We start from the raw sequence: 25,193 nt of genomic DNA on the forward strand, positions 1-25,193 counted from the left end.
GCGCGACGCGGGGGAGGGGCCATGAAAGAGGACACGAGTCGCCAGGCGTATCTGGAAGAGGCGCAGGATCTTCTCACCGAGTTGGAATCTGCCCTGCTGGAACTCGAAGGCGTGCCCGACGATCCTGAACAGATCGACCGCGTCTTTCGGGCCATGCACACCATCAAGGGCTCCGGAGCCATGTTCGGCTTCGACGACGTGGCCAATTTTACCCACGACGTGGAAACGGTCTTCGACCTCGTGCGCAACGGCCAGATCTCCGTGACCAGGGAACTGCTTTCTCTGACGCTTTCCTGCCGCGACTGCATCCAGGACATACTCTTCGGCCCGGGACGTGGCCACGACACAAACCCCGAGCGTAGCGCCGGGCTGCTGGCCCGCATGCGTTGCTTCATCCCGGTTGCCGAGAAGAGGGCGGAGCCGACTCCCGGCGTCGTTTCGGCGGGTAGCGACGAGTTCGGTGGCGTTCCCTCGCGTGCGTTTCGCATCCGTTTTACACCGCACAAGGATATTTTTCTCTCGGGAACAAATCCTTTCGGGCTCATCGAGGAACTGGTCGAACTCGGACACGCCAAGGTGCATCTGGACCTCGAATCCGTTCCGTTGTTGGCCGAGCTTCAGGCCGAGTCCTGCCATGTCTCCTGGGACGTGATATTGGCTACCGACGCCGACGAGCGGGCCATCCGCGACGTCTTCATCTTTGTCGAGGACGACTGCCAGATAACGATAACGCCCATAACCCTCGACGACGTGCCCGACGGCTACAAGAAGCTCGGCGAAATCCTTGTCGAGCGCGGCGACGTGGACGAGGAGGCGTTGGCCAAGGTGCTCGCGGGGCAGAAGAAGCTTGGCGAACTTTTGGCCGAGCACGGCATCGCCAGCCGTGCCAAGGTCGAATCCGCCCTCGTCGAGCAAAAGGAAGTCCGCGAACTTCGCGCCAATCGCGCCAAGGCAACGGAGACCCAGACCGCGAGCATCCGCGTCGCGGCCGAGAAACTCGACCATCTCGTGAACCTGGTGGGCGAATTGGTCACTGTGCAGGCGCGGCTTTCGCAGGTGGTGGCCGGGCGCGAGGACCCGGTCCTGACCTCCCTGACCGAGGATTTGGAACGACTTTCCGACGAACTGCGCGATGCCACCCTGGGCATTCGGATGCTCCCCATCGGCAGTACGTTCAGCCGGTTCCGTCGTCTCGTGCGCGACCTCTCGGCCGAACTCGGCAAGGAGATCGAACTCGTCACCGAGGGCGCGGAAACCGAACTCGACAAGACGGTCATCGAGCGGCTGGGCGATCCAATGGTCCACCTGCTGCGCAACAGCATAGATCACGGCATCGAGATGCCCGAGCAACGACTGGCCGCGAACAAGGCCCGGCAGGGCGTCATCCGGCTTGTGGCCGAGCACTCCGGCGGCGAGGTCATCCTCAGGGTCGAGGACGACGGACGGGGGCTCGATCCCGTGAAAATCAAGGCCAAGGCCGTGCAGCGCGGACTCGTGTCTCCCGACGCGGAGCTTTCCGACAAGGAATGTTTCGCCCTGATCTTCGAGCCGGGCTTCTCAACGGCGGAGGCCGTGACCAGCGTCTCGGGCCGGGGCGTGGGCATGGACGTGGTCAAGCGCGCCATGGAGGAACTCAGGGCCACGGTGGATGTCGAAAGCGCGCTCGGCAAGGGCACGGTCATCACCGTCAAGCTGCCCCTCACGTTGGCCATCATCGACGGGCTCCAGGTGCGCGTTGGCCGCGAATTCTACATCCTGCCGCTGTCCGTGGTCGAGGAGTGCGTCGAACTCAGGCGCGACGAGGCCGCCGAGAGCCTGGGCCGCAAAACCGTGGTCTTGCGCGGCGAGATCGTCCCCTACGTGCGGCTGCGCGAATGGTTCCTGGTGGAAGGCCGCGCGCCGCTCATCGAGCAGGTGGTGGTCACGCGCATGGGTGACCAGCGCACTGGCGTGGTCGTGGACGAGGTCATCGGCGAGCACCAGACCGTGATCAAGTCCCTTGGCCGCGTGTACCGCGACGTGGAAGGCATTTCCGGCGCGACCATCAAGGGTGACGGCAGCCTGGCGCTGATTCTGGACGTCGCGCGTTTGATCCGCGTCGTGCAGGGCAGGGCCGCCTGACGAGGACGAGGTGGCCGAGACCGGGAAGAGAAGTGCGAAGGACGGCCCTCGGGCCGGGCTTACGCGTTCGATGTGCGCGCGGGATTTCGCTCGCTTTGGCGAATTCATCCACACCGAATGCGGCATCAAGATGCCGCCGGGCAAGAAGACCATGCTTGAGGCGCGGCTGCAAAAACGCCTTCGCGCCTTGGACCTGGACGATTACGGCAGCTATTGCGAATATCTCTTCAGCCCGGCGGGCATGGAGACTGAACTCGTCCATCTCCTCGACGTGGTGACCACCAACACCACGGATTTTTTCCGCGAACCCCGTCATTTCGACCTGTTGTTGAACACGCTCCTGCCGCGCTGGCGCACCCGGCATGGCGGCTCGCGCGCCTTCCGCATCTGGAGCGCGGGCTGTTCCTCCGGCGAGGAGCCCTACACCATGGCCATGGTCCTCTCGGATTTCGCCTCCCGCGCACAGGGCTTCACCTTCTCCATCCTGGCCACGGACATCTCCACGCGGGTGCTCGAACACGCGCGCCGGGCCATCTACAGCATGGACAAGATCAAGCCCGTCTCCGAGTCCTACCGCAAACGGTTTCTCCTGCGCAGCAAGGACCGCAGCCGCGAGTTGGTGCGCATCGCGCCCGAAGTGCGCAGGCTGGTCGCCTTTCAGCGCTTGAATTTCATGGAGCCCATCAGCCTGGAAACTCCAATGGACATGATCTTCTGCCGCAATGTGATGATCTACTTCGAGCGTGCGACGCAGGAGGAACTGCTGCGGAAATTCTGCGCCAATCTGCGGCGTGGCGGGCATCTGTTCATCGGCCACTCCGAGAGTCTGACCGGCCTGACTCTTCCCTTGAAACAGATCGCGCCCACGGTTTATGAAAGGGAATAGGAGGCGGAGGATGGTCAAAGACGGAAAGATACGCGTCCTGGTGGTGGACGACTCGGCCCTGGTCAGGCAGACCATCGCCGATATACTGTCCACGGATCCCGACATCGAGGTCATGGCCACTGCCGCCGACCCTTTCATCGCGGCCGAGCGCATCGAGCGCGAAGTTCCCGACGTCATGACCCTGGATATCGAGATGCCGCGCATGGACGGGCTGACCTTCCTGCGCAAGATTATGTCGCAGCATCCCATTCCGGTGATCATCTGCTCGACCCTGGCAGAGAAGGGTGCTGATTCCTGGCTCAAGGCCATGGAATACGGAGCCGTGGACATCATCGCCAAGCCGAAGGTCGGCACGCGGCAGTTTTTCGAGGAGTCGCGAATCCGTTTTTGTGATGCGGTCAAGGCTGCGGCCCGTGCCAAGCTCAAGAAGATTTCGCAGCTCTCCTTGCAGGTGGAGAAGGCGCTCACCGCAGACGCCGTCCTGGCCCGCGCCAAGCCCGTGCTCACCGAAACTACTGACAAGGTCGTGGCCGTGGGGGCGTCGACCGGGGGCACCGAGGCCTTACGTACATTCCTGGAAGCTCTGCCTGAGAACAGCCCAGGGCTGGTCATCGTTCAGCACATGCCCGAGAAGTTCACGGCCGCTTTCGCTGCGCGCTTGGACACCACCTGTCGTGTGACCGTGCGCGAGGCGCGCGACGGGGATACTGTGCTGCGCGGGCAGGCGCTGATCGCGCCGGGCAATCGCCACATGCTGCTCAAGCGCAGCGGCGCGCGCTACTACGTGGAGGTCAAGGACGGACCGCTGGTGCGGCGCCACCGCCCGTCCGTGGACGTGCTTTTCCGTTCCACCGCGCGCTATGCCGGGCAAAACGGCGTGGGCGTGATCATGACCGGCATGGGCGACGACGGGGCGAGCGGCCTGTTGGAGATGAAGGAGGCCGGGGCGTACACCATCGCCCAGGACGAGGAAAGCTGCGTGGTCTGGGGCATGCCCGGCGAGGCCGTAAAGCTCGGCGCGGCTCGAAAGATCCTGCCGCTCTCGCGCATCGCGGCCGAGGTCGTCAGGGTCTGCGCCGGATAGCTTGTAGCCAAAAGGTTTCGGGACGGGGTCAGCCTTTTTCGCCCTTGGAGTGGCGATAGGCGATGACCTCCACGTCGTCCAGCGTCACGAGCCCTTCCTTGACCGATTCGTCGAGCCAGGGAAGGAAGGCGTCGATCTTCTCCGCCGCGTCCACGATCTCGACGATGATCGGCAGATCCTGCGAAAGCACGAGGATCTTGTCCGACTTCACGCGGCTGTTGGCCCCGTAGCCCGACATGCCGCGCAGCACAGTGACTCCGGCCAGGCCGCGGCGGGCCGCCTCCTCCACGATGGCGTCGGAGAGCGCACGCGTGCCTAGTCGATCCATTTCACCGGAGTAGATGCGCAGCCGTTTTGCTTTCGAGGGAAGGCGCATGGTCGTCTCCTGGGGTTGGGGTTCAAAGCGCCCGTGCGATGTTGAGTCCGATGACCACGGCCACGAGGCCGAGCACTATCTGGCCGCCGATGTTCACGCTTGCCGTGAGCCACTGGCCGTCGCGCATGAGGGCCGCGCTCTCGAAGGCGTAGGTGGAGAAGGTGGTGTAGGAGCCCAGAAATCCGGTCAGCACGGCGAAGCGCGTCTCCGGCGAGATGGAAACCCGTCCCTCGAAGAGTCCGACGCACAGTCCGAAAGCCAGACATCCCGTGACGTTGACCACGAAGGTTCCAAGGGGGAATCCCGTTCCGGCCAGACGATGCACGAGAGAGGCCAAACCGTAGCGCGAGAGCGCGCCGAGCGAACCGGCCAATGCGATGAGGGCGAGCTTTTGCAATCGGATCATCCTTGCAGTATTATCTACACATGAGCGAATCCCTATCAAACATGAGGCAGGAGATCGAGGTCAAGTTCAAAAACGTCGACCTCGCCGATCTGCGCAAAATCGTTCATGCCCGGGGGGGGAAATTCCTGGGCTGCAGATTCGAGCGTAACATCGTCTTCGACGACGCCGCCCGCACTCTGCGCGCGCGCGGCGTGCTCCTGCGGCTGCGTGACGACGGCCGCTTCATCCTGACCGTCAAGGCGCCGCCCGACGTTCCGCCGCCGCCTGGATTTAAAATTCGCACGGAGTATGAGAGCGAGGTCTCCGATTTCGCGGCCCTGCGTTCTGGCCTTCGCGCCTTGGGCTACGAGGAGGCCTTGCGTTACGAGAAGGTGCGCGAGGAATGGCTGCTTGGGGATTGCCACGTCTGCCTCGACCATCTGAGCTTTGGTGATTTCTGCGAGATAGAGGGGCAGCCGGAGGCCATTCGCGCCTGCGCGGCAGAACTTGGGCTCGACTGGAAGGATTCGAGCACCGCCAACTATCACCGCTTGTATACCGAATGGCGCGAGGGACGAGGTCTTTTGCCCGAGGATTCCTTCGTCTTTGCGGGCGAGGCCAGACAAGCCGCGCGGGAACTTTGTCCGGCTATTTTCTCTCCCCTTGACCCTTTACCCTGACGCCGCAAGCGGCTATTTTTGAAATATGGGGGAAAGGCACCGAGGATTCCCCCTTCACAAACGCGACGCAGGGCTTACCTGAAAACTCGGCGATCGATGCGGAGATTGGAGACGATGTCAGACAAAATGCCCCTGGAACGGCGCGACGCCGACACGCTCCTGGACGACGAGATCCGGGAGCCCAGGAGATACAAGGTATTGCTGCACAACGACCACTACACGACCATGGAATTCGTGGTGCGCGTTCTGGTCGAGGTCTTTCACAAGAACGAGGCCCAGGCGACGCGCATCATGCTCAGCGTCCACAACCAGGGCAAAGGCGTGTGCGGCATCTATACAGCCGAGGTTGCCGAAACCAAGGTCAACATGGTGCACAACCTGGCCAAACAGGCCGGATATCCGCTGCGCAGCAGCATGGAAGAGGTTTAGATATGCTCAGCAAGCGACTGGAGAGCGTCCTGACCAGCGCGGTACGGGAAGTCAAACGCCGCAACCACGAATTTCTGACTCTGGAGCACCTGCTTTACGCCATGGTGCAGGACGAGTCCGGGCAGGAGATACTGACCGCCTGTGGGGCGGATTCCGACAAGCTCAAGCTTCAGCTCGAACGGTTCTTCATCGACCACATGGAGATCCTGCCTGAGTCGCATCCCACCGAGGTGGTGCAGACACTGGGCGTACAACGCGTGCTGCAACGCTCCATCATGCACATGCAGTCCGCAGGCAAGTCCAAGGTCGAGGTCGGCGACGTCATGGCCGCTCTGTTCGACGAGGACGATTCCTACGCGGTCTACTTCCTCAAGGCCCAGGGCGTGACGCGCCTGGACGTGTTGGAATACATATCCCACGGCGTCGAGGAGGCGGGTGAGGGGCTGACCGACCTGAACGAGGAGATCCGTCAGGGCAAGGCCAAGCCCGCCGCCGAGAACGACAAGGACGCCAAGTTTCTGGAGCAATTCACGGTTTGCCTGACCGACAAGGCCAAGAAGGGCGAGATCGACCCGCTCATCGGCCGTGATCCCGAGATGAAGCGCACCATCCAGGTGCTGGCCCGCCGCCGCAAGAACAACCCCATCTACGTGGGCGACGCGGGCGTGGGCAAGACGGCCATGGCCGAGGGGCTGGCCCTGAAGATCGCCTCTGGCGACGTGCCCGAATCTTTCCGCGACGTGGAGATATTCGCCCTGGACATGGGCTCGCTGCTGGCGGGAACCAAGTATCGCGGCGACTTCGAGCAGCGCCTGAAGGGCGTGGTCTCGGCCATCAAGAAGCGCGAGAACGCCATCCTCTTCGTGGACGAGATCCACACCATCATTGGTGCGGGCGCGACCTCGGGCGGCACGCTGGACGCCTCGAACATCCTCAAGCCCATGCTGGCCTCGGGCGAGATCCGCTGCATCGGCTCCACCACCTACGAAGAGTACAAGAACGTCTTCGAGAAGGACCGCGCCTTGTCGCGTCGCTTCCAGAAGATCGAGGTGGCCGAGCCGACCGTGGAGCAGGCCGTCGAAATCCTCAAGGGCCTCAAGCCCTACTACGAGGACCACCATGGCGTGCGCTACACCCACGGCGCGCTCAAGGCGGCGGCCGAGCTTTCGGCCCGCTACATCAACGATCGCTTCCTGCCCGACAAGGCCATCGACGTCATCGACGAGTCCGGCGCGCTGTGCAAGCTCGAACGCACGTCCTGCAAGAACAAGGTCATCTCCGTGAAAGACGTGGAGGAGGTCATCGCGCGCATGGCCCGCATCCCGCAGCGTCGCGTGAGTCACGGGGACCGGGGCAAGCTCAAGGACCTCGAGGCGGAGCTTAAAAAGCTTGTCTACGGCCAGGACAAGGCCGTGGAGATCATTTCCCGCTCCATCAAGCGCTCGCGCGCGGGGCTGGGCAACGAGTCGCGCCCCCTGGGCAGTTTTCTGCTCATGGGTCCCACTGGCGTGGGCAAGACCGAACTTGCCAAGCAGCTCGCCGCCGTGCTCGGCGTCTCCTTCCTGCGCTACGACATGAGCGAGTACATGGAAAAGCACGCCGTGGCGCGCCTCATCGGTTCGCCTCCGGGCTACGTGGGCTTCGACCAGGGCGGCCTGCTCGTGGACGACGTGCGCAAGAATCCCTACAGCGTGTTGCTCCTCGACGAGATCGAGAAGGCCCATCCAGACGTCTTCAACATCCTGCTGCAGGTCATGGACTACGCCACGCTGACCGACAACAACGGCCGCAAGGCCGACTTCCGCCACGTGGTCATTCTCATGACCTCCAACGCGGGCGCGCGCGAGATGAGCAAGGCCAGCATGGGCTTCGGCCAGGGCCGCGAGGCGGACGTGGAGAAGGGCATGAAGGAGGTCGAGCGCCTCTTCAGCCCCGAATTCCGCAACCGCCTGGACGCGGTGGTCCAGTTCGGCCCGCTCTCGCAGGAGATCATGGAGATGATCGTGGACAAGTTCATGGCCGAGGTCGCCGCCCAGATGAAGGCGCGCAAGATCGGCCTGGAACTGACGCCCAAGGCACGCGCCTGGCTGGCTCAAAAGGGCTTCGACCCGGCCTTTGGAGCGCGGCCGCTCTCGCGCGTGGTGCAGTCCGAGATCAAGGATCCCTTGGCCGACGAAATTCTTTTCGGCTCGCTCAAGGCGGGCGGCACGGCCGTCATCGACCTGGGCGAGGACGAGAAGGGCGGCGAGAAGCTCGTCATCCGGGCCGAGGGGCACGGTCCCAAGGCCCTGGCGGGAGGAGCGGCCAAGGCGCTGCCGCAGTAGCCATGCCGGTCTTCCTTCTGGGCGACGAGTTGTGCTTTCCCGATCCCGCCCTGGCCGAGCCCGACGGGCTTTTGGCCGTGGGTGGGGATCTGAGCAGCGAACGCCTGATCTGCGCCTACGCCCAAGGCATCTTTCCCTGGTACGGCACGAACACGCCCATCCTCTGGTGGTCGCCCGATCCACGACCCCTCATCGAGCCCGGCCAGGTGCACGTCTCGCGCAGCCTGCGCCGGGCATGCAACCGGGGCGATTTCGAGATCACCTTCGATACGGACTTCGAGGCTGTCATCGGCGGCTGCGCCAAGACGCCCCGGCCTCTGGGCGACGGCACTTGGCTGGTATGGGACATGGTGGAGGCGTACTGCCGCCTGCATGACGAGGGGCTGGCGCACAGCGTGGAGGCCTGGCGAGGCGGCCGCCTGGTGGGCGGGCTCTACGGCGTCGCCCTTGGCCGGGCCTTTTTCGGCGAATCCATGTTCTACCGCGAGCCCAACGCCTCCAAGGTGGCCTTCGTGGAGTTGTGCCGCGTGCTGTACGCCTGGGGGTTCGAGTTCATCGACTGCCAGCAGGTCACGCCGCACATGCAGGCCCTGGGCGCGGTGAGCACGCCGCGCAGCGAGTTCCGCACGCGCTTGCGAAGCGCCCTGGAGCACCCCACGCTCAAGGGATCGTGGACCGAGGCCGCGCCCCAGGCTGTGGCGTGCCTCTCTTAGAGCGAAGAAGCCGGACCGGCGAGGAAGAGACGACATGACGCGCCATCCCTGCATTTCAGGCTTGCTGAAGTTTTCCGCGCTGGCTGCGGCCGTGGCCTTTTTGTGCTTTTCGCCGGGCGTGGCGTTGGCTGCGCCTCCCGCTGGGAACGGCTCGCCGGGCGATGCGACGGCTCAGGCCGCGGATGAGCCGTCGCAAGGAGTCGGCAGCCGGGCCTGGGCCTCGCTTCTCGCGGCCCGGCTCTATGCCCAGGTGGCCCTGGAAGCCGACGAACTAGCCAAGGCCTACGAGCGCGATCTTGAGCGCATCGGCTGGTACAGGCTCCTGAACGCCGAGCGGCTGCGCGCCGATCCGGATCTTTCGCGCGGCCGGGTCATCGCGGTCGAGGCGGCGGCGCTCGCAGACCAGTATCGCGAAAGGAGCCTAGCCATGCTTTCGCGCGGCGAGGAGCGGATCAAGGAGTTGACCGGGGACGAGGCGGCGCAAAAACGCTTGCTTGCGGCTTTCGGGCGGCACGAGGCCGAGGCCCGCGCGGACGTGGCCGAGGGCTGGCGGCTGGAGGCCAAGGTGCTGGACGCCTTTGCGGCCGTGGTGGATTTCCTGGCCGAGACGCGCGGCCGGTGGACCATTCCCGAGAAGACCCTGACCTTCGCCCGGGGCGAGGATCTGAATCGCTACCGCTCCCTTCTGGACGACGCCAACCGGGCCACCCAGGCCCAGGACGCCTTCCAGTCCCAGATCCGCAGCAAGGCCTGGCAGGCCTTTCTCGAAGCCCTCAAGTGATCCTGTTCGGCTAGGGCAGCCGCTCCAACAGCCTCTCGGCCACGGTCGTCGGCGAAAGGCCGGTCAGGCATTCGTCCGTGCCCTTGGGGCAGACGTTCTCGTTGCAGGGCTGGCAGTCCAGGCAGGCCTTCACGGCCTCGTGCTCGGCCGCGGGGAAGGTCCAGGCGTCGGATGTGGAGCCGAGCACCGTGAGCGAGGGCGTGTCGACTGCCACGGCAATGTGGCGCGGGGCCGAGCAGTTGCCCGCGTGCAGCGCGGCCGCGTCGATCACGGCCGCAAGTTCGCGCAGCGAAAGCAGCCGCGCGGGGACGACGAGATTTCCGCCGTGCCGCACGCGCGCCTTCAGTTCGGCCGCCACTTCTTCCTCGCCGGGACCCACCAGAACCACGAAGCGCAGATCGGGCCGCGCCTCGGCCGCGAGGTCGATGAGCCCGGCCCAGTGCCCGACGGGCCAGCGCCGAGTGGCCCGGCGGTGGGTGGGGTCGATGGTGACCACCGTGTGCCCATCGCCGATGCCGTGCTGCTGGAAGAAATGCGCCGCCCAGGCGCGCTCGACCTTGGAGAGGTAGATGCGCGGCCGCTCTCCGTTCCACTCGATGCCCAGCGGCGCGAGCACCGAGGCTTTGCTCATGGCCGCGTATCCGCCGCGCATGGGCACGCTGTGGGTGTAGAGCCAGCGGGTGTACCAGGGTGCGTCGTAGGAAAGCCGCACCCTGGCCCGCGAAAAGGCCACTACCCAGCGTATGCGCGGCAACTGCTGGAAATCCACCACCAGATCGTAGCCCTCACGGGCCACGCTCCGGTAGTAGGCCAGCTCCTTTCGCAGCGACGACAATTCCTTCTTGTCCAGGGCGAAGACCTTGGCGAGATGCGGATTGTTCGCCAGCATGGGCGCGCACTTCTTTTCCGTGAAGAAATGAATCTCCGCCTCCGGATAGCGGCGGCGCAAAAGCTCCACGGATGGCGTGGCCAGAAGCACGTCGCCGATCTGCCGCAACTGGCAGACCAGGATCTTCGCGAAGGAGAGCGGCAGCGGCGCGGTCACGTCCGAACGGCTCAGGCCATGGGTTCGTGCTGCGAGAGATCGTAGAGCCCGTGCATGGGAATGCCCAGGTTGTAGCTCGGGATCTTCTCGAAGCGGATGATGCCGATGTCCTTGCCCTCCGGGATGGCCGACAGCGGCACGAGGCCGAGGGGGATGGGGAAGGAAAGGGGCCGGGAGGCGATGGAGACGAGCTTTTCCGCGTAGGTTTTCTTGAGGAAGGCGATGATGGCGTCGCGCTCGCCGGGCGAGAAGCTTTCCATGAAGACTTTCCTGCTTCCCGCCGGGTCGGCCACGACGTCAGGGCTCACAGGATCGCCGAGCAATTGGTCCCAACGGTAGTCGGCCTCCTCGGCCTCGTCCCATTCGGGACGGAAAAGGTGCACTTCGACGTTGCGGCGGCCCTTGAAGCTTTTGATGATCATGGATACGGAAAAGCCCCGGTCGATTTCGGGCGGAAAATCGTATTCAATGATGTCCAGTTCCATGCTAAACTCCTTGAATCGGAGAGAGGAGAGACAGGCCGCCAAAGGCCCCATGCCAAGGCGGCGTTTCTGCATACGTCCATGAGCGATAATTTTCAACTTGTCAGCGACTTCTCCCCCACGGGCGACCAGCCACGCGCCATCGCGGCCCTTGTCGAGGGCCTGGACGCGGGATTGCGCGATCAGGTGCTGCTCGGCGTCACCGGATCGGGCAAGACCTTCACCATGGCCCATGTCATCGCCGAGACGGGGCGGCCCGCCCTGATCCTGGCCCCCAACAAGACCCTGGCGGCGCAACTCTACAGCGAGTTCCGGGGGCTCTTCCCCAAGAACGCCGTGGAGTATTTCGTCAGTTATTACGACTACTACCAGCCGGAAGCCTACCTGCCGCGCACAGACACCTACATTGAGAAGGACTCGCAGATCAACGACGACATCGACAAGCTGCGCCACGCCGCCACGCACGCGCTCTTGACTCGGCGCGACGTGATTATCGTGGCCTCGGTGTCCTGCATCTACGGCCTGGGCTCGCCCGAATACTACGCGCGCATGGTCGTGCCCATCGAGACGGGCCAGCGGCTCTCGCGCGAAAAGCTCGTCGAGCGGCTCGTGGAGGTCCACTACGAGCGTAACGAGTACGACTTCACGCGCGGCACCTTCCGCGTGCGCGGCGATGTTTTGGAGATCATCCCGGCCTACACCCGCGAAACCGCGCTGCGCGTGGAGTTCTTCGGCGACGAGGTGGACGCGGTGCACGAGCTCGATCCCCTGACCGGCGAGATCAAGGCCACGTTGCGAAAAACCCTGGTCTTTCCGGCCAGCCACTACGTCTCGGACCGCGTGAACCTGGACCGGGCCAGGGAGGCCGTGCGCGAGGAACTGGCCGAGCGGTTGCGCTGGTTCAAGGAGCGCAACATGCTCGTGGAGGCCCAGCGCCTGGAGCAGCGCACCATGCTCGACCTGGAGATGATCGAGGAAGTAGGCACCTGCAAGGGCATCGAGAACTATTCGCGCCATCTCGACGGCCGTGAGCCAGGCTCGCCTCCCGCCACGCTGCTCGACTACTTTCCCGAGGATTTCGTGCTCTTCGTGGACGAGTCGCACGTCACCATCCCCCAGGTGGGCGGCATGTTCAACGGCGACCGCTCGCGCAAGCAGACGCTGGTGGATTACGGCTTCCGCCTGCCCTCGGCCCTGGACAACAGGCCGTTGTCCTTCGCCGAGTTCGAGCAGCGCGTGGGACAGTGCGTCCACGTCTCGGCCACGCCCGGGCCGTGGGAGATGGAGCGCGTGAAGGGCAGGGTGGTGGAGCAGATCATCCGGCCCACGGGGCTTGTGGACCCGGAAGTGGACATCCGGCCCGTGAGCGGCCAGATGGACGACCTGCTCGCCGAGTGCAAGGCGCGCCAGGCGCGCGAAGAGCGCGTGCTGGTCACGACCCTGACCAAGCGCATGGCCGAGGATCTGACCGAGTACCTGAACCAGATGGGCCTTGCCGCGCGTTACCTGCACTCGGACATCGACACCCTGGAACGCATGGCGATCATCTCGGCCTTGCGGCGCGGAGAGTTCGTCGCGCTGGTGGGCATCAACCTCCTGCGCGAGGGCCTGGACATCCCCGAGGTTTCGCTGGTCGCCATCCTGGACGCGGACAAGGAAGGCTTTCTGCGTTCGACGCGCTCGCTCATCCAGACCTTCGGCCGGGCCGCCCGCAACGTCCAGGGTAAGGTCATCCTGTATGCCGACCGCATCACGGAATCCATGACCCAGGCCGTTCAGGAGACCGAGCGTCGCCGGGCCTTGCAGACCGCCCACAACGAGGAGCACGGCATCACGCCGCGCACCATCAGCAAAAGCCTGGAAAACATACTCGAAAAGCAGTACTCCACGGCGGACGAGGGGGCGCGGCGTCTGGCCCTGGCCGCCGAGGAGGCGGCGATCTACGGCCGCAACCCCAAGGACGTGACCAAAGAGATCAAGAAGCTCGAACGCGAGATGCGCGCCGCGGCCCAGGAACTGGCTTTCGAGAAGGCGGCGGAACTGCGCGACAAGGTTCTGCGTTTGCGTGAAATCCTTTTGGAGCTAGGCTGAAGCCCATGGACAGCACCGACCCTGACATGCCGGGGGAGCGAGCAGCGTTTTTGCGCCGCGAGATCGAGCGGCACAACCGCCTCTACTACACGCTGGACGCGCCGGAGATTTCCGACGCCGAATACGATCTGCTGTTTCGCGAGTTGCAGGAGTTGGAGGCGCGCCATCCCGAATTGGCCGTGCCGGATTCGCCCACCCGCCGCGTGGGCGGCGAGGTTCTGGAGGGATTCGCCGAATACGTCCATGCGCTCCCCATGTACTCGCTGGACAACGCCATGTCCCTTGAGGAGTGGCGCGAGTTCGCGGCCCGTGTGCCGCGCTTCTTCGCGGACGAGGCGGCCAGGCGGGTGGTGGAGGAGATTTCTCGCCTTGCGGGCGGCAAACTGGATCAGAAAACGTTGGAAAAAGCCCGGCGTGAGGTCAAGAAGGCCGCAGAGGATCTGACGCGCCCGCCCTCGGATGGGGTGACGCCCGTGGCCGATCCGGCCTTTGAGTTCGCCCGCGCGGCCCGGCTCGCGGCCCGGGCGGCAGTGGGCCATGCCGCGCCCCTGCTCCTGGAGGGCTACTCCCCCTCCCTGCTGCGTGATCTTGCCGAGGACGTCTGGCGCGATCTCCCTTGCGCGCTCAGGCGTTACTGGGCCGACCCCAAGCTCGACGGGCTGGCCGTGGAGGTCGTCTACGAGAACGGGAGATTCGTCCTCGCGGCCACGCGCGGCGACGGCGAGCGGGGCGAGGACGTGAGCGTCAACCTGCGCACCGTGCGCAACCTTCCCCTGACCCTGGACGAGAGCCAGGGCCCCGCGCCACGCTTGATCGACGTGCGCGGCGAGGTCATCATCGGCAAGGCGGATTTTCATGCCCTGAACGTCCGGCAGGCCGAGGTGGGCGGCAAGGTTTTCGCCAATCCCCGTAACGCGGCGGCCGGATCGGTGCGTCAGCTCGATTCGCGCATCACGGCCCGCCGTCCTTTGCGCTTCATGGCCTACGGCGTGGGGCGGGTCGAGTGGGCGGAAGGCCGTGAAGGCTGGCGCACGCAGAGCGAGATCATGGCCGGGCTCGCGGCCCTGGGCTTTGCCGTGCCGCCGCAGGCCGGGCCATGCGAAACGGTCGAGGAAGTCGCGCGGCGCTTCGAGTCCCTGGGCGTCGAGCGCGAGACGCTGCCCTTCGAGATTGACGGTCTGGTTGCCAAGCTCGACTCCCTGGCCCTGCAACGGGTGCTGGGGTTCACCGCCCGCGCGCCGCGCTTCGCCCTGGCGCTCAAGTTTCCCGCCTACCAAGCCGAGACAGTGCTCGAGCGCATCGATATCCAGGTGGGGCGCACCGGGGTGCTCACGCCCGTGGCCAAACTCAGGCCGGTCGAAGTGGGTGGCGTGACCGTCTCCAGCGCCACGCTGCACAACGAGAGCCTGATCCAGGAAAAGGATCTGCGCGTCGGCGACCACGTGCTCATCCAGCGCGCGGGTGACGTGATTCCCGAGGTGGTGCGGCCGCTTGTGGAGCGGCGCGTCGGCGCGGAGAAACCCTTCGAGTTTCCGAGGACGTGCCCCTCCTGCGGCTCCGAGGTGCACGCCTCGTCCGACCGCGTCTGGCGCTGCCAGAACCTCGTCTGTCCGGCGGTGCGCAGGCAGCGCATCGTCCATTTCGTCTCCAAGGCGGGATTGGACATCGAGGGCGTGGGCAGGAAGTGGGTCGAGGTGCTGGTGGACAAGGGATTCGTGACCACGCCCGCCGATCTTTTCACCATCGAAGCGTCGCAACTGCTGACGCTTGAGCGCATGGGCGAGAAGCTGGCCGCGAATTTCGTCTCCGGCATCGCGGCGGCCAAGGAGCGCGCCACGCTCGATCGGCTTTTGGCCGCCCTGGGCATTCCGCTCGTGGGCGAGGAGACGGCTCGCGTTCTGGCCGAACATTTCCGCAGCCTGGACGCCTTGCAGCAGGCCACGGCAGGAGAACTGACCGCACTCCCTGGCATCAGCGACAAAATAGCCGAGTCCGTGACCGATTTTTTCGCCAACGAGCAGAATCGTGAATTGTTCGGGCGGTTCCGGGAGCTTGGGCTGTGGCCGCGCCTCGACGCCGAGGAACTGCCCGGACCGCGCACGGCTCTTTCGGGCAGGAAGGTGCTCTTTACCGGTTCCCTCAATGGACTGACCCGCTCCGAAGCTGAGCGTGCGGCGCGCGATGCGGGGGCAGTGGTGGCCTCCGGCGTCTCCAAGACGCTCGACTATCTCGTGGCGGGCGAAAAAGCCGGCTCCAAGCTCGACAAAGCCAGAAAATTGGGAGTACGCATCATTTCCCAGGACGAATTCATGCACCTATGCCGTCCCCTCGCGTGAGGGGCAAGGAGGACATCATGAGCGTATCCGTCGTCATTCACGGTGCTGCCGGTCGCATGGGTCAGACCCTGTGTTCGCTGGCCAAGGCCGATCCCGAACTGACCCTCGCTGGCGTTGTGGACCGCTCCGGTTCGGAGGAACGGCTGGCGGTCTGGGGCTGCCCCATGGGCAGCGATCTCGGCGAGGTGCTGAAGCAGGCGCCGGGAGCCATCGTCGTGGACTTCAGCTCTCCCGAGGCCAGCGTCGGCGTGGCCCGGACCGTGGCCGCCAATGGCGCGGGCGCGGTCATCGGTACCACGGGACTTACCGACGAGCAGCAGGCGGCCCTGCGTGGCGCGGCGGCTACGGCTAGGCTCTTCTGGGCTCCAAACATGAGCGTGGGTGTGAACGTGCTCTTGAAGGTGCTACCCGAACTGGTCGCCAAGCTCGGTCCGGCTTATGATCTGGAGATCACAGAGATCCACCACAACAAGAAGGCCGACGCGCCCAGCGGAACGGCCATCAAGCTCGGCCAGTGCATCGCCGATGCGCGCGGCTGGAAGCTGGAGGAGAAGGGCAATTTCGCCCGTCACGGCATCATCGGGCCGCGCCCCAAGGAGGAGATCGGCGTCATGACCGTGCGCGGCGGCGACGTGGTGGGCGACCACACGGTCTATTTTTTCGGACCGGGCGAGCGTATCGAGGTCACCCACCGAGCCCATTCGCGCGAAACCTTCGCCCAGGGCGCGCTTCGGGCCGCCAAGTGGCTCTCCACCCAACAGCCGGGCAAGCTCTACTCCATGTCGGACATCTTCTAGTCCCTGCTTCGATCCCAATCGCATCCGCGTCCAAGCCAAGACGGCCTGGACGCGGTTTTTTTTGGGGCGTTCCCCTCCAGCTGTTTTCCGAGGTTTTCTCGTATTCTCCCCGCGTTTTTGGAATTTGCCCTGGACTAGGCGCGAAGTTTGTCGCCGTACTATCATCTGCGCGATAGTACGCTTCAAGAGATTGTGCATTCATGCTTTATGGACGGATATGGAAAATGTTTCCGGATATTTACATTTGGAGAATAATTGTTATTGTATGTATCCAACCTAGGGGGGGGCATGAAAAAGGGACTGTCGTTCAAGTTACTGCTGCTCGTCGCCCTGGCGCTGACGGTCACCTTGGCGATTGCGCTGGCGACGCTCTTTCAGGGAGCCGAGACGTTCTCTCGCTCCCAGATGACCGAGCAGCGAGGGCAGATGCTTCAGGAAGAGGAAGCGGACCTTCGTGAGTTGGTCCAGCTCGCCTACGCCACGGTCGAAAGCTATCACCAACGCTCCCAGGACATCGAGGGCCTCAAGGCTTACAAGGCGCGCGAGTTGCAAGGCATCATCGAAACCGTGACCAGCCAAGTCGGAAGCTATATCGAGCGAAACAGGGATATCCTTACCCCTGAGGAGATGGAGCGTGAAATCAAGGCGCTGGTCCGGGGCATCCGTTTCGAGGGCGATAACTACGTCTGGATCAACGACCTCGAACCGCGCATGGTCATGCACCCCATTCGGCCCGACATGGACGGCCGTGACCTCTCCACCTACGCCGATCCGCAAGGGACCAAGCTCTTTGTGCGTATGGCCGAGGTCGCGCGAAGCGACGGCGAAGGGATAGTCGAATACATGTGGGCCAAGCCCGGAGAAACCACGGACAAGCTCAAGGTCTCCTACGTGAAGCTCGTTCCCGAACTGGGCTGGATATTCGGTGCCGGATCCTGGATCGAGGACATCGCCGACGAGATGAAAGCCGAGGCCCTGGCCCAGGTGGCGCGGTTGCGCCTTGGAGACGGCAACTACTTCTGGGTCAACGACCTCGAACCACGCATGATCATGCACCCCACTGTGCCTGCTCTGAACGGAAAGTCGCTGGCCGATTACACGGATACCCAAGGCAAGCGCCTGTTCGTCGAGATGGCCGAAAAGGCCCGGGCCTCCGGCGAAGGATTCGTCGAGTACCATTGGTCCAAGCCCGGCCAACCCGGCGATTTCCCAAAACTTTCCTATGTCAGGCTTTTCGAGCCTTGGGGATGGATCATTGGCATGGGCGTTTACATCGACGACATCGATGTCGCGCTTGAAGAGCGCCATGCCGCGTTCTCGACCGCGCTGGCGGGCATGATGCGGCAGGCGGGATTTATATCGCTCGTCGGCTTGGCAGTCGCCCTGGCCGCTGTGGTTTGGTACTTCCGGCGTGCTCTGACGCTGCCTCTGGGGAGCCTCGTGGCCTTCGCCTCGCGCGTGGCGGAAGGCGATCTTGATGCCGCCCCAAAAGGGCGGTTCAAGGACGAGATGGCCGTGCTCAAGGACTCCGTCGAGCGCATGGTGACTTCGCTCAAGGCCAGCCTGAAGGAGGCCGACGACAAGAAGTGTCAGGCGGACCTGGAGGCCGAGCGGGCGCGTTGCAGCATGCGCGAGGCCGAGGAGGCGCGCGGCAAGGCCGAGAACGCACGCCGGGAAGGTATGCTCGAAGCTGCCGGGATGCTTCAGGAACTCGTCGAGGATCTGGCGCGGTCGGCGCGCGAATTGGCCTCGGTTACCTCCGTGGCCAGCCAGGGGGCTCAACGTCAGAATGATCGCGCCGCCGAGACGGCGACCGCCATGGAAGAGATGAACGCCACGGTCCTCGAAGTCGCGCGCAATGCCTCCAGCGCGGCCGAGAAGGCGGGGTTGGCCCGCGACAAGGCCGTTTTGGGGCGGGCGGTGGTCGCCGACGCGGTCGGCTCCATCGCCAAGGTCGAGGCCCAGGCCGTCGATCTCACTGCCATCATGGAAGATCTCGGGCAACAGGCGGAAGGCATCGGTCGGATTATCACGGTCATCGAAGACATCGCGGACCAGACCAATCTGCTGGCTCTCAACGCAGCCATCGAGGCGGCGAGGGCGGGCGATGCCGGACGGGGATTCGCCGTGGTGGCCGACGAGGTACGCAAGCTGGCCGAGAAGACCATGAACGCCACAAAGGAAGTCGTCTCCGCCATCCAGAGCATCCAGGGAGGCACCCGCAGGAGTCTTTCGGCCGTGCGTGACGCCTCCGAGGCGGTGGCCACCAGCACGTCGCTGGCCGAGGACTCGGGCAAGGCCCTCGTGGAAATCGTCGCCCTGGTCGAGGACAGCGCGGACCGGGTCCGCTCCATCGCCACAGCCAGTGAGGAACAGTCGGCGGCGAGCGAGGAGATTAACCGGGCCGTGGACGACATCAGCCATATCTCCGCCGAAACCGCCACAGGCATGGACCAGGCCGAGCGGGCTGTGACCGGGCTTCGGGAATTGGCCGAACGGCTTCAGAAAGTCATTGAACGCATGCGGAGTTGATCGCCTCGCGAACAAGGATGCAAGCGGGCGCGCGGTCGAACGGGGCTGCGCGCCTCTTTTTCAAAGGCGGGAATACTGCGTCAGGAGGCGTTTGCGAGGTGGTCGCGCATGAAGGACAGGAGCCGGGTCATCTCGTGTTCGAGGATGCGGTGCGCTCGTTCGCACGTTTTCTGATCTCCGGTCTTGGCGGCTTGGTCAAGGGTCGCGGCTGCGTCGCGCGCCGGACCCGCGCCGAGCGTGGCCGTCGCGCCTTTCAGGGAGTGGGCCAGGAAGGAGATGCGCCGCATGTCTCCGGCGGCCACGGCTTCTTTCAATTCGTTCAGCCTCTCAGGCTCGTCGCGCACGAAAACCTCGAACATGCGCCCGAGAAAATCGCGACGCGTGGCGAACATCTTGTCGAACCACTGCGGGTCCATGACGTCCGCTCCGCCGGGGGACGCCTCCATTTTTGCGGAAGGCTCTGCAGGAGTTGGAGACGTGGCGCGGCGAGCGTCGAAGCGCTTGAGCGCGCGGTTCATGGCGGCCACCACTTCCTCGATCTCCATCGGTTTGGATACGTAATCGTCCATGCCCGCTTCGAGAAAGCGCTCCCTGTCGCCTTGCATGGCGTGGGCCGTCATGGCGATGATCGGAATCCCGGTGTTCCTGGCCTTGGCCCGCCCGTCGCGCACTTGACGCGTCACTTCCATGCCGTCCATGTCCGGCATCTGGATGTCCATCAGCACTAGGTCGAAATCCGTACCGGCCAGAAGCGACAAGGCAGTCCGGCCGTTGGTGACCGGCGTGACGTGGTGTCCCTCCTGCTGCAAAATTTCCGTGGCGTAGATTTGGTTCACGGCGTTGTCTTCGACGAGGAGGATGCGCAGGGAGGGTAACGGGCCGGAGTCGGGCTGTCCGGAGGCGCTGCGGTCGGCGGGCTCGCTCAGCGGGGCGGCGATGGTGAAGTCGGTCGTGAAGGTGAAAATGCTGCCGTGCCCTTCCTCGGACTGAACGGAGAGATCGCCGCCCATGAGTTGCACGAGTTGCTTGGAGATGGAGAGTCCAAGTCCGGTGCCATTCTCGTTGCGTCCGGCCGTGTTGTCGATCTGGGAGAATGAGTCGAAGATCACGCCGAGCTTGTCCCGGGGTATGCCGACGCCCGTGTCCCTGACGCTGCATTGTAGCGTCACCTCGGAACCGGGCGGCAGGTCTTCGCGCGAGGCCCCTTCGGGGCGCGCCAGACGAACCGAGAGGACGACCTCGCCCTGATCGGTGAATTTCACGGCGTTGGAGAGCAGGTTGTTGACGACTTGGCGGAAGCGGCCGGCGTCGCCCATGAGGTGGCGCGGCACGAAACCTTCCACGCGGCTGGCCAAGCGTAGGCCTTTCTTGTGCGACAGGTTTTTGAATATCTTAATGGAAAGCTCAAGGGTTCTGAAAAGGTCGAACGGCTTGTTTTCGAGCTCAAGCCGTCCCGCCTCGATCTTGGAGAAATCGAGGATGTCGTTCAGGATGGAGAGGAGCGAGTTGGCCGACTGGCGAACCATTTCCAGATATTCGCGCTGTTGCGGATTGAGGCCGGATGCCAGGGCGAGCTCGGTCATGCCGATGATCCCGGTCATAGGGGTGCGTATCTCATGGCTCATCTTGGCAAGAAAATCACTCTTGGCCCTGTTTGCGGATTCTGCGTCCTCTTTGGCCTTAGCCAGTTCCATTTCCATGCGCTTGCGTTCGGTGATGTCGCGCAGCGAGGCCAAAAAGGCCATGCGACCGTCCCAGTCGATTTCCACGACGCGCATTTCCACAATTTTCGACCCGGTTTTCGAGAAGATGTCGATCTCTGTGGATTCACCCGCTATGACAGGAAAGCCGAAGCCATGCCCGACGAGTTCCTCGCTGGAAATGCCGAAAATTCGTTCCGCCGCCGGGTTGGCGAAGAGCAAGTGGCCCTCGTGGTCCATGATCAGAATGCCATCGGCGTTGTTGGCGATGATGCGCTCGACCCAGTGATCGGACGGCTTGGGCGCGTTCGCCGTCTCCCTGGCCTTGGCGCGCGACTGCAGGAGCCGCGCCATGCGCAAAAGTTCGGGGCCGAGCGTGTCGTCCTTGTAAAGAACGTCCCCTGCGCCAAGGGCACGGGCAAGGGTCTTGACGTCCTCGCGGCCTTCGGGCGCTAGGGCGATGACCGGGGCTTCCAGGGACATGGACATCAGGCGCGTATGCAGCCTCCCCGAGTCCGGGGCGTCGATGCCCATGGCCACGATGACGGCGAGATACGGGCCGTCTTCCTTGGTTTCCAGGAGATGGTCGAGGGAAGGGCTGTGGCGGACCGTGACGTTTTCAAGCGTGGACAACGCGGAGATGATCCGGCGCGCGTCTTCCTGGTCGGGTTCTATGAGAAGGATGGTGTGGTCGTTCATGCTTGTCAGGCGCTCCACGCTAAGACGGCCTGATAGCATGACGTTTGCGTCAATGGCAATGTCGATCACGGATCGGTGTTCGATTCATCCCTTGACGCAGGCGAGCGGGCGAAGGCGCGCCACGGCCTTGGCCAGTCCCGCGCCTTGGGTGGCGGCCACCACCGCCTCGATGTCCTTGTACGCCCCTGGAGCCTCCTCGGCCACGCCCGACAAGGAGCCCGATCGGATCACCACGCCCTGGCCGCGCAGGGAATCGACCAGCGCGCGGCCCTTGAAGCGCTTCTTGGCCTGGCCGCGCGACATGAGCCGTCCCGCGCCGTGACAGGCGGAGCCGAAGGAGCGTTCCATGGACGTGGCCACGCCAGCCAGGATGTAGGACGCCGTACCCATGCTGCCGCCCACCGGAACTGGCTGGCCGAACCGCGAGAGGTGACGCGGCAGGGCCGGATGGCCGGGCGGCAGGGCCCTCGTCGCGCCCTTGCGGTGGACGAAGAGGCGCATGGAGCGGCCGCCCACGCGGTGCTCCTCGGGCAGGCACAGGTTGTGGCTCACGTCCCACAGCAGCGGCATGGGCCCGGCATCCCGGAATGCCCCGCCGAAGACGGTGCGGACGAGATGGGCGATGACCTGACGATTGGCCAGGGCGAAATTGGCCGCCGCGCGCATGGCCCCGAGGTAGGCGAGGGCGGTTTCAGAGGCCAGGGGTGCGCACGCGAGGTCTGGATCGGGCAGGGAAAGACCGTGGCGCGGGGCCTCGGCCCTCATGCGCGCCATAAAATCGGTGGCCACCTGATGCCCCAGGCCGCGCGAGCCGCAGTGCACGCCGACCACGACCTGTCCTGGAAAGAGGCCAAAGCCGTCGGCCAGACGGGCGTCGAAAACTTTGTCCATCACTTGGACTTCCAGGTAGTGGTTGCCCGACCCGAGCGTACCGAGTTGATCCTGGCCGCGTTTTCTCGCCTCGGCCGAGACCACGGATGGATCGGCCCCCTCGAAGCGGCCTCCTTCCTCGATGCGTTCGAGATCCTCCCTGGCTCCGTAGCCCTTCGCCACGGCGAAGGCCGCACCGTTCATCAGCACGTCGTCGAGCGCGGAAGGGGAGAGGCCAAAACCGCCGCCCCGGCCGGTTCCCGAGGGCACGGCAGCGAAGAGGAGTTCCGCCAGTTCGGGAAGGTGGGGGTGAACGTCCTCCTCGCTGAGGTTTGTGAGCAGGGTGCGCACGCCGCAGGCTATGTCGAAGCCCACGCCGCCCGCCGAGACGACGCCTTTCCCCGGGCGCATGGCCGCAACGCAGCCGATGGGAAAGCCGTAGCCGGAATGGGTGTCCGGAAGGGCGCAGACGCGGCCCGCGAGGCCGGGGAGGGAGGCCACGTTGGCCAGTTGGCGAAGGGCATGCGCTTCGAGATTCGAGACGATTTCGCGGCCGCCGAATACCACTGCCTCGGCGCGCATGCCGGGCAGCGGATCGAGCCGCCATTCATACTCGCCGGTCTGGGTCAGGGTCGGGGTGGTCATGGCTGCCTCCCCCGCGCTCGCGGCCGGGCCTTTCATGCGGAAAGGCCCGGCCGGGCGGCGGCCCCGGCGCTACATGGTGTAGAGTTGGTCGCCGGGGATGATCGTGACCTTGTTGGCCTGCAGGATCTCGATGGCCTGGTCGGTGCGGTCGAAACGGAAGATGATGATGGCGTTGCGGCCGCTCTGGTGCACAAAGGCGTACATGTATTCGACGTTCACGTTTTGCGCGCCAAGCATTTCGAGCAGACGGTGCAGGCCGCCGGGGGTGTCGTCCACCTCCACGGCCACCACGGAGGTGCGGCCCACGGTGAAGCCGCTTTCCTTGAGCTTGGCGCGGGCCTTTTCGAAGTCGTTGACGATGAGCCTGAGGATGCCGAAGTCCGAGGTATCGGCCAGGGACAGGGCGCGGATGTTGATGCCGTTGTCGCTCAGGACCTTGGTCACCTCGGCCAGGCGACCAGCGCGATTTTCCAGGAAGATGGAGAGTTGATCGACTTTCATGGCTGCCTCTCTTGCTTCGGGGTATGGCGTGGCGGCGTGTGAGCCGACCTATTTCACCCGTTTGTCGATGATGCGCTTGGCCTTACCCTCGCTGCGCGCGATGGAGCGCGGCTCGACCAGCTTGATGGCTGCCGAGACGCCGAGGTAGTCCTTGATATTCTTTTGGATCTGGCGCTCGAGGCGCTGCAGGTTCTTGATTTCGTCCGAGAAGTGCTTCTCGTCCACTTCCACCTGCACCTCCAGGGTGTCCAGGGGGCCGTGGCGGTCCACGATGAGCTGGTAGTGCGGGGTGAGGCCACGGGTCTCCAGCAGGATCGACTCGATCTGCGAGGGGAAGACGTTGACGCCGCGGATGATGAGCATGTCGTCGGAGCGGCCCATGATCCGGTTCATGCGCGTGAAGGTGCGGCCGCAGACGCACGGCGTGGGATTGAGCGAGGTCAGATCGCGCGTGCGGTAGCGAATGAGCGGGATGCCTTCCTTGGTCAGCGTGGTGATGACCAGTTCGCCCACCTCGCCGTCGGGCAACTGCTCGCCGCTCACCGGATCGATGATCTCGAACAGGAAGTGGTCCTCCTGCAGGTGCAAGCCCGATTGGGCCTCGATGCATTCCATGCCCACGCCAGGCCCCAAGACCTCGGAAAGGCCGTAGATGTCCAGAGCCTTGATGCCGAGCTTGACTTCGATATCGCGGCGCATCTCCTCTGTCCAGGGCTCCGCGCCGAAGATGCCGATGCGAAGCGGCAACTCCTTGATGTCGATGCCGATTTCGAGCGCGGCCTCGTAAAGGTGCAGGGCGTAGGAGGGGGTGCAGCAGATGACGTCCGGGGCGAAGTCGCGCAGCAGGATGGCCTGGCGCTTGGTGCCACCGCCCGAGACAGGCACCACCGTCGCGCCGAGCCGCTCCGCGCCGTAGTGTGCACCCAGGCCGCCGGTAAACAGCCCGTAGCCGTAGGCGTTGTGGATGGTGTCGCTTGGGGTGGCTCCGGCGATGGCGAAGGAGCGGGCCATGCAATCGGCCCACGTCTCGATGTCACGCCGGGTGTAGCCGACCACGGTGGCCTTGCCCGTGGTGCCGGACGAGGCGTGCAGCCGCACGATGCTCTCGCGCGGGACGGCGAACATGCCGAAGGGGTAGTGGTTGCGCAGATCCTGCTTCTCGGTGAAGGGCAAGAGGCTCAGATCCTTGAGACTCTTGATGTCCGAGGGCTTGATGCCCAACTCGTCGAACCGCTTGCGGTAGAACGGCACCAGGGCATGGACCCGTTCGGCCTGATTCTTCAGGCGCGCCAGTTGCAATTCACGCAGTTCCTCGCGCGGCATCGTTTCCTGTTTGATGTCGAAGATCACGTAACGCTTCCTCCTGACCGTTCTGCTGCCGTCATTGACGATACACATGCCAAGCGGGCGGTTCAGCCCGCTTCCAGGCTGCTGAAAAAGCCCCATCTGCTGCGTTGCTGTGAAAAGTCCAAACCCTCGCGTATTGCAAATACGCTTCGGCCTTGAACTTTTCTTGCGCCTTGCATCTGAGCCTTTTTGAGCAGCCTGAAAAAAGGGGTTTGTCAACAATACTTCAACGGGCGGTTCAGCCCGCTTCCCATTCACTGCCCGATGCCGCCGCGCCGCGTCAATACCCTTTCCCGAATGAAACTGGTCTCATGGAGCGCTCCCGCCTTGCGCCGGATGGCGAAAAGGGCCATAGCGTTGAGGAATGGG

Annotated in this window: 20 protein-coding genes; 12 read left to right on the top strand and 8 right to left on the bottom strand. The window is 64.3% G+C overall.

Annotation, left to right across the window (positions count from 1 at the left end; translation table 11 throughout):
- Positions 1–21 precede the first annotated feature (21 nt).
- From DSAT_RS10895 to DSAT_RS10905, 3 genes are all read left to right on the top strand, one after another.
- Positions 22–2,121 (top strand): chemotaxis protein CheA, encoded by a 2,100-nt coding sequence (locus DSAT_RS10895; protein ID WP_020887570.1) that lies wholly within the window; start codon positions 22–24, stop codon positions 2,119–2,121.
- Positions 2,122–2,191: 70 nt separating this feature from the next.
- Complete coding sequence (locus DSAT_RS10900) at positions 2,192–3,007, top strand: CheR family methyltransferase (protein WP_052167396.1); 816 nt, start codon at positions 2,192–2,194, stop codon at positions 3,005–3,007.
- A gap of 10 nt (positions 3,008–3,017) precedes the next feature.
- Positions 3,018–4,091 carry a protein-glutamate methylesterase/protein-glutamine glutaminase gene (locus DSAT_RS10905; protein WP_020887572.1) on the top strand — a complete coding sequence of 358 codons (1,074 nt, stop codon included), beginning with the start codon at positions 3,018–3,020 and terminating at the stop codon, positions 4,089–4,091.
- Positions 4,092–4,119: 28 nt separating this feature from the next.
- On the opposite strand, the gene DSAT_RS10910 is transcribed toward DSAT_RS10905, so the two are convergent.
- Both DSAT_RS10910 and crcB read right to left on the bottom strand, forming a co-directional pair.
- Positions 4,120–4,467, bottom strand: a complete 348-nt coding sequence (locus DSAT_RS10910; protein WP_020887573.1) for a DUF190 domain-containing protein — start codon at positions 4,465–4,467, stop codon at positions 4,120–4,122.
- Between the two features lie 22 nt (positions 4,468–4,489).
- Complete coding sequence (gene crcB / locus DSAT_RS10915; protein WP_040371172.1) at positions 4,490–4,864, bottom strand: fluoride efflux transporter CrcB; 375 nt, start codon at positions 4,862–4,864, stop codon at positions 4,490–4,492.
- A 29-nt stretch (positions 4,865–4,893) separates the two neighbouring features.
- Between crcB and DSAT_RS10920 the strand changes: the two genes are divergently transcribed.
- The 5 genes from DSAT_RS10920 (at position 4,894) to DSAT_RS10940 (ending at position 9,779) form a co-directional block, all read left to right on the top strand.
- Complete coding sequence (locus tag DSAT_RS10920; protein ID WP_020887575.1) at positions 4,894–5,532, top strand: class IV adenylate cyclase; 639 nt, start codon at positions 4,894–4,896, stop codon at positions 5,530–5,532.
- 114 nt (positions 5,533–5,646) lie between these two features.
- A complete protein-coding gene (gene clpS / locus DSAT_RS10925; RefSeq protein ID WP_020887576.1) occupies positions 5,647–5,961 on the top strand; it encodes an ATP-dependent Clp protease adapter ClpS in 315 nt (104 codons plus the stop codon).
- A 2-nt stretch (positions 5,962–5,963) separates the two neighbouring features.
- Positions 5,964–8,285, top strand: coding sequence for an ATP-dependent Clp protease ATP-binding subunit ClpA (clpA, locus tag DSAT_RS10930; RefSeq protein WP_020887577.1), 2,322 nt, complete (start codon positions 5,964–5,966; stop codon positions 8,283–8,285).
- Between the two features lie 2 nt (positions 8,286–8,287).
- Positions 8,288–8,998 (top strand): leucyl/phenylalanyl-tRNA--protein transferase, encoded by a 711-nt coding sequence (gene aat / locus DSAT_RS10935; protein ID WP_020887578.1) that lies wholly within the window; start codon positions 8,288–8,290, stop codon positions 8,996–8,998.
- Positions 8,999–9,032: 34 nt separating this feature from the next.
- Positions 9,033–9,779, top strand: coding sequence for a hypothetical protein (locus DSAT_RS10940; protein WP_020887579.1), 747 nt, complete (start codon positions 9,033–9,035; stop codon positions 9,777–9,779).
- Between the two features lie 10 nt (positions 9,780–9,789).
- Here the strand turns inward: DSAT_RS10940 and DSAT_RS10945 are convergent, their stop codons facing one another.
- A complete protein-coding gene (locus DSAT_RS10945; RefSeq protein ID WP_020887580.1) occupies positions 9,790–10,824 on the bottom strand; it encodes a glycosyltransferase family 9 protein in 1,035 nt (344 codons plus the stop codon).
- A gap of 11 nt (positions 10,825–10,835) precedes the next feature.
- Complete coding sequence (locus DSAT_RS10950; protein WP_020887581.1) at positions 10,836–11,309, bottom strand: hypothetical protein; 474 nt, start codon at positions 11,307–11,309, stop codon at positions 10,836–10,838.
- Positions 11,310–11,387: 78 nt separating this feature from the next.
- Between DSAT_RS10950 and uvrB the strand changes: the two genes are divergently transcribed.
- The 4 genes from uvrB (at position 11,388) to DSAT_RS10970 (ending at position 19,062) form a co-directional block, all read left to right on the top strand.
- Positions 11,388–13,397 carry an excinuclease ABC subunit UvrB gene (uvrB, locus tag DSAT_RS10955; protein ID WP_020887582.1) on the top strand — a complete coding sequence of 670 codons (2,010 nt, stop codon included), beginning with the start codon at positions 11,388–11,390 and terminating at the stop codon, positions 13,395–13,397.
- Positions 13,398–13,402: 5 nt separating this feature from the next.
- Positions 13,403–15,733 (top strand): NAD-dependent DNA ligase LigA, encoded by a 2,331-nt coding sequence (gene ligA / locus DSAT_RS10960; RefSeq protein WP_020887583.1) that lies wholly within the window; start codon positions 13,403–13,405, stop codon positions 15,731–15,733.
- 17 nt (positions 15,734–15,750) lie between these two features.
- Positions 15,751–16,530, top strand: a complete 780-nt coding sequence (dapB, locus tag DSAT_RS10965) for a 4-hydroxy-tetrahydrodipicolinate reductase (RefSeq protein ID WP_020887584.1) — start codon at positions 15,751–15,753, stop codon at positions 16,528–16,530.
- A gap of 288 nt (positions 16,531–16,818) precedes the next feature.
- The gene (locus DSAT_RS10970; protein ID WP_020887585.1) at positions 16,819–19,062 is read left to right on the top strand and encodes a methyl-accepting chemotaxis protein; all 2,244 of its coding nucleotides are present in this window, start codon (positions 16,819–16,821) and stop codon (positions 19,060–19,062) included.
- Between the two features lie 80 nt (positions 19,063–19,142).
- Here the strand turns inward: DSAT_RS10970 and DSAT_RS10975 are convergent, their stop codons facing one another.
- The 4 genes from DSAT_RS10975 to DSAT_RS10990 form a co-directional block, all read right to left on the bottom strand.
- Complete coding sequence (locus DSAT_RS10975; protein ID WP_152490310.1) at positions 19,143–21,461, bottom strand: response regulator; 2,319 nt, start codon at positions 21,459–21,461, stop codon at positions 19,143–19,145.
- An 84-nt stretch (positions 21,462–21,545) separates the two neighbouring features.
- The gene (locus DSAT_RS10980; RefSeq protein ID WP_020887587.1) at positions 21,546–22,976 is read right to left on the bottom strand and encodes an RtcB family protein; all 1,431 of its coding nucleotides are present in this window, start codon (positions 22,974–22,976) and stop codon (positions 21,546–21,548) included.
- A 69-nt stretch (positions 22,977–23,045) separates the two neighbouring features.
- Positions 23,046–23,477, bottom strand: coding sequence for an ACT domain-containing protein (locus DSAT_RS10985; RefSeq protein WP_020887588.1), 432 nt, complete (start codon positions 23,475–23,477; stop codon positions 23,046–23,048).
- Positions 23,478–23,525: 48 nt separating this feature from the next.
- Positions 23,526–24,827 carry a phenylacetate--CoA ligase family protein gene (locus DSAT_RS10990; protein WP_020887589.1) on the bottom strand — a complete coding sequence of 434 codons (1,302 nt, stop codon included), beginning with the start codon at positions 24,825–24,827 and terminating at the stop codon, positions 23,526–23,528.
- Positions 24,828–25,193: the final 366 nt, after the last annotated feature.

Origin of the sequence: Alkalidesulfovibrio alkalitolerans DSM 16529 (genome assembly GCF_000422245.1) — a bacterium.
Classification (GTDB): Bacteria; Desulfobacterota; Desulfovibrionia; order Desulfovibrionales; family Desulfovibrionaceae; genus Alkalidesulfovibrio; species Alkalidesulfovibrio alkalitolerans.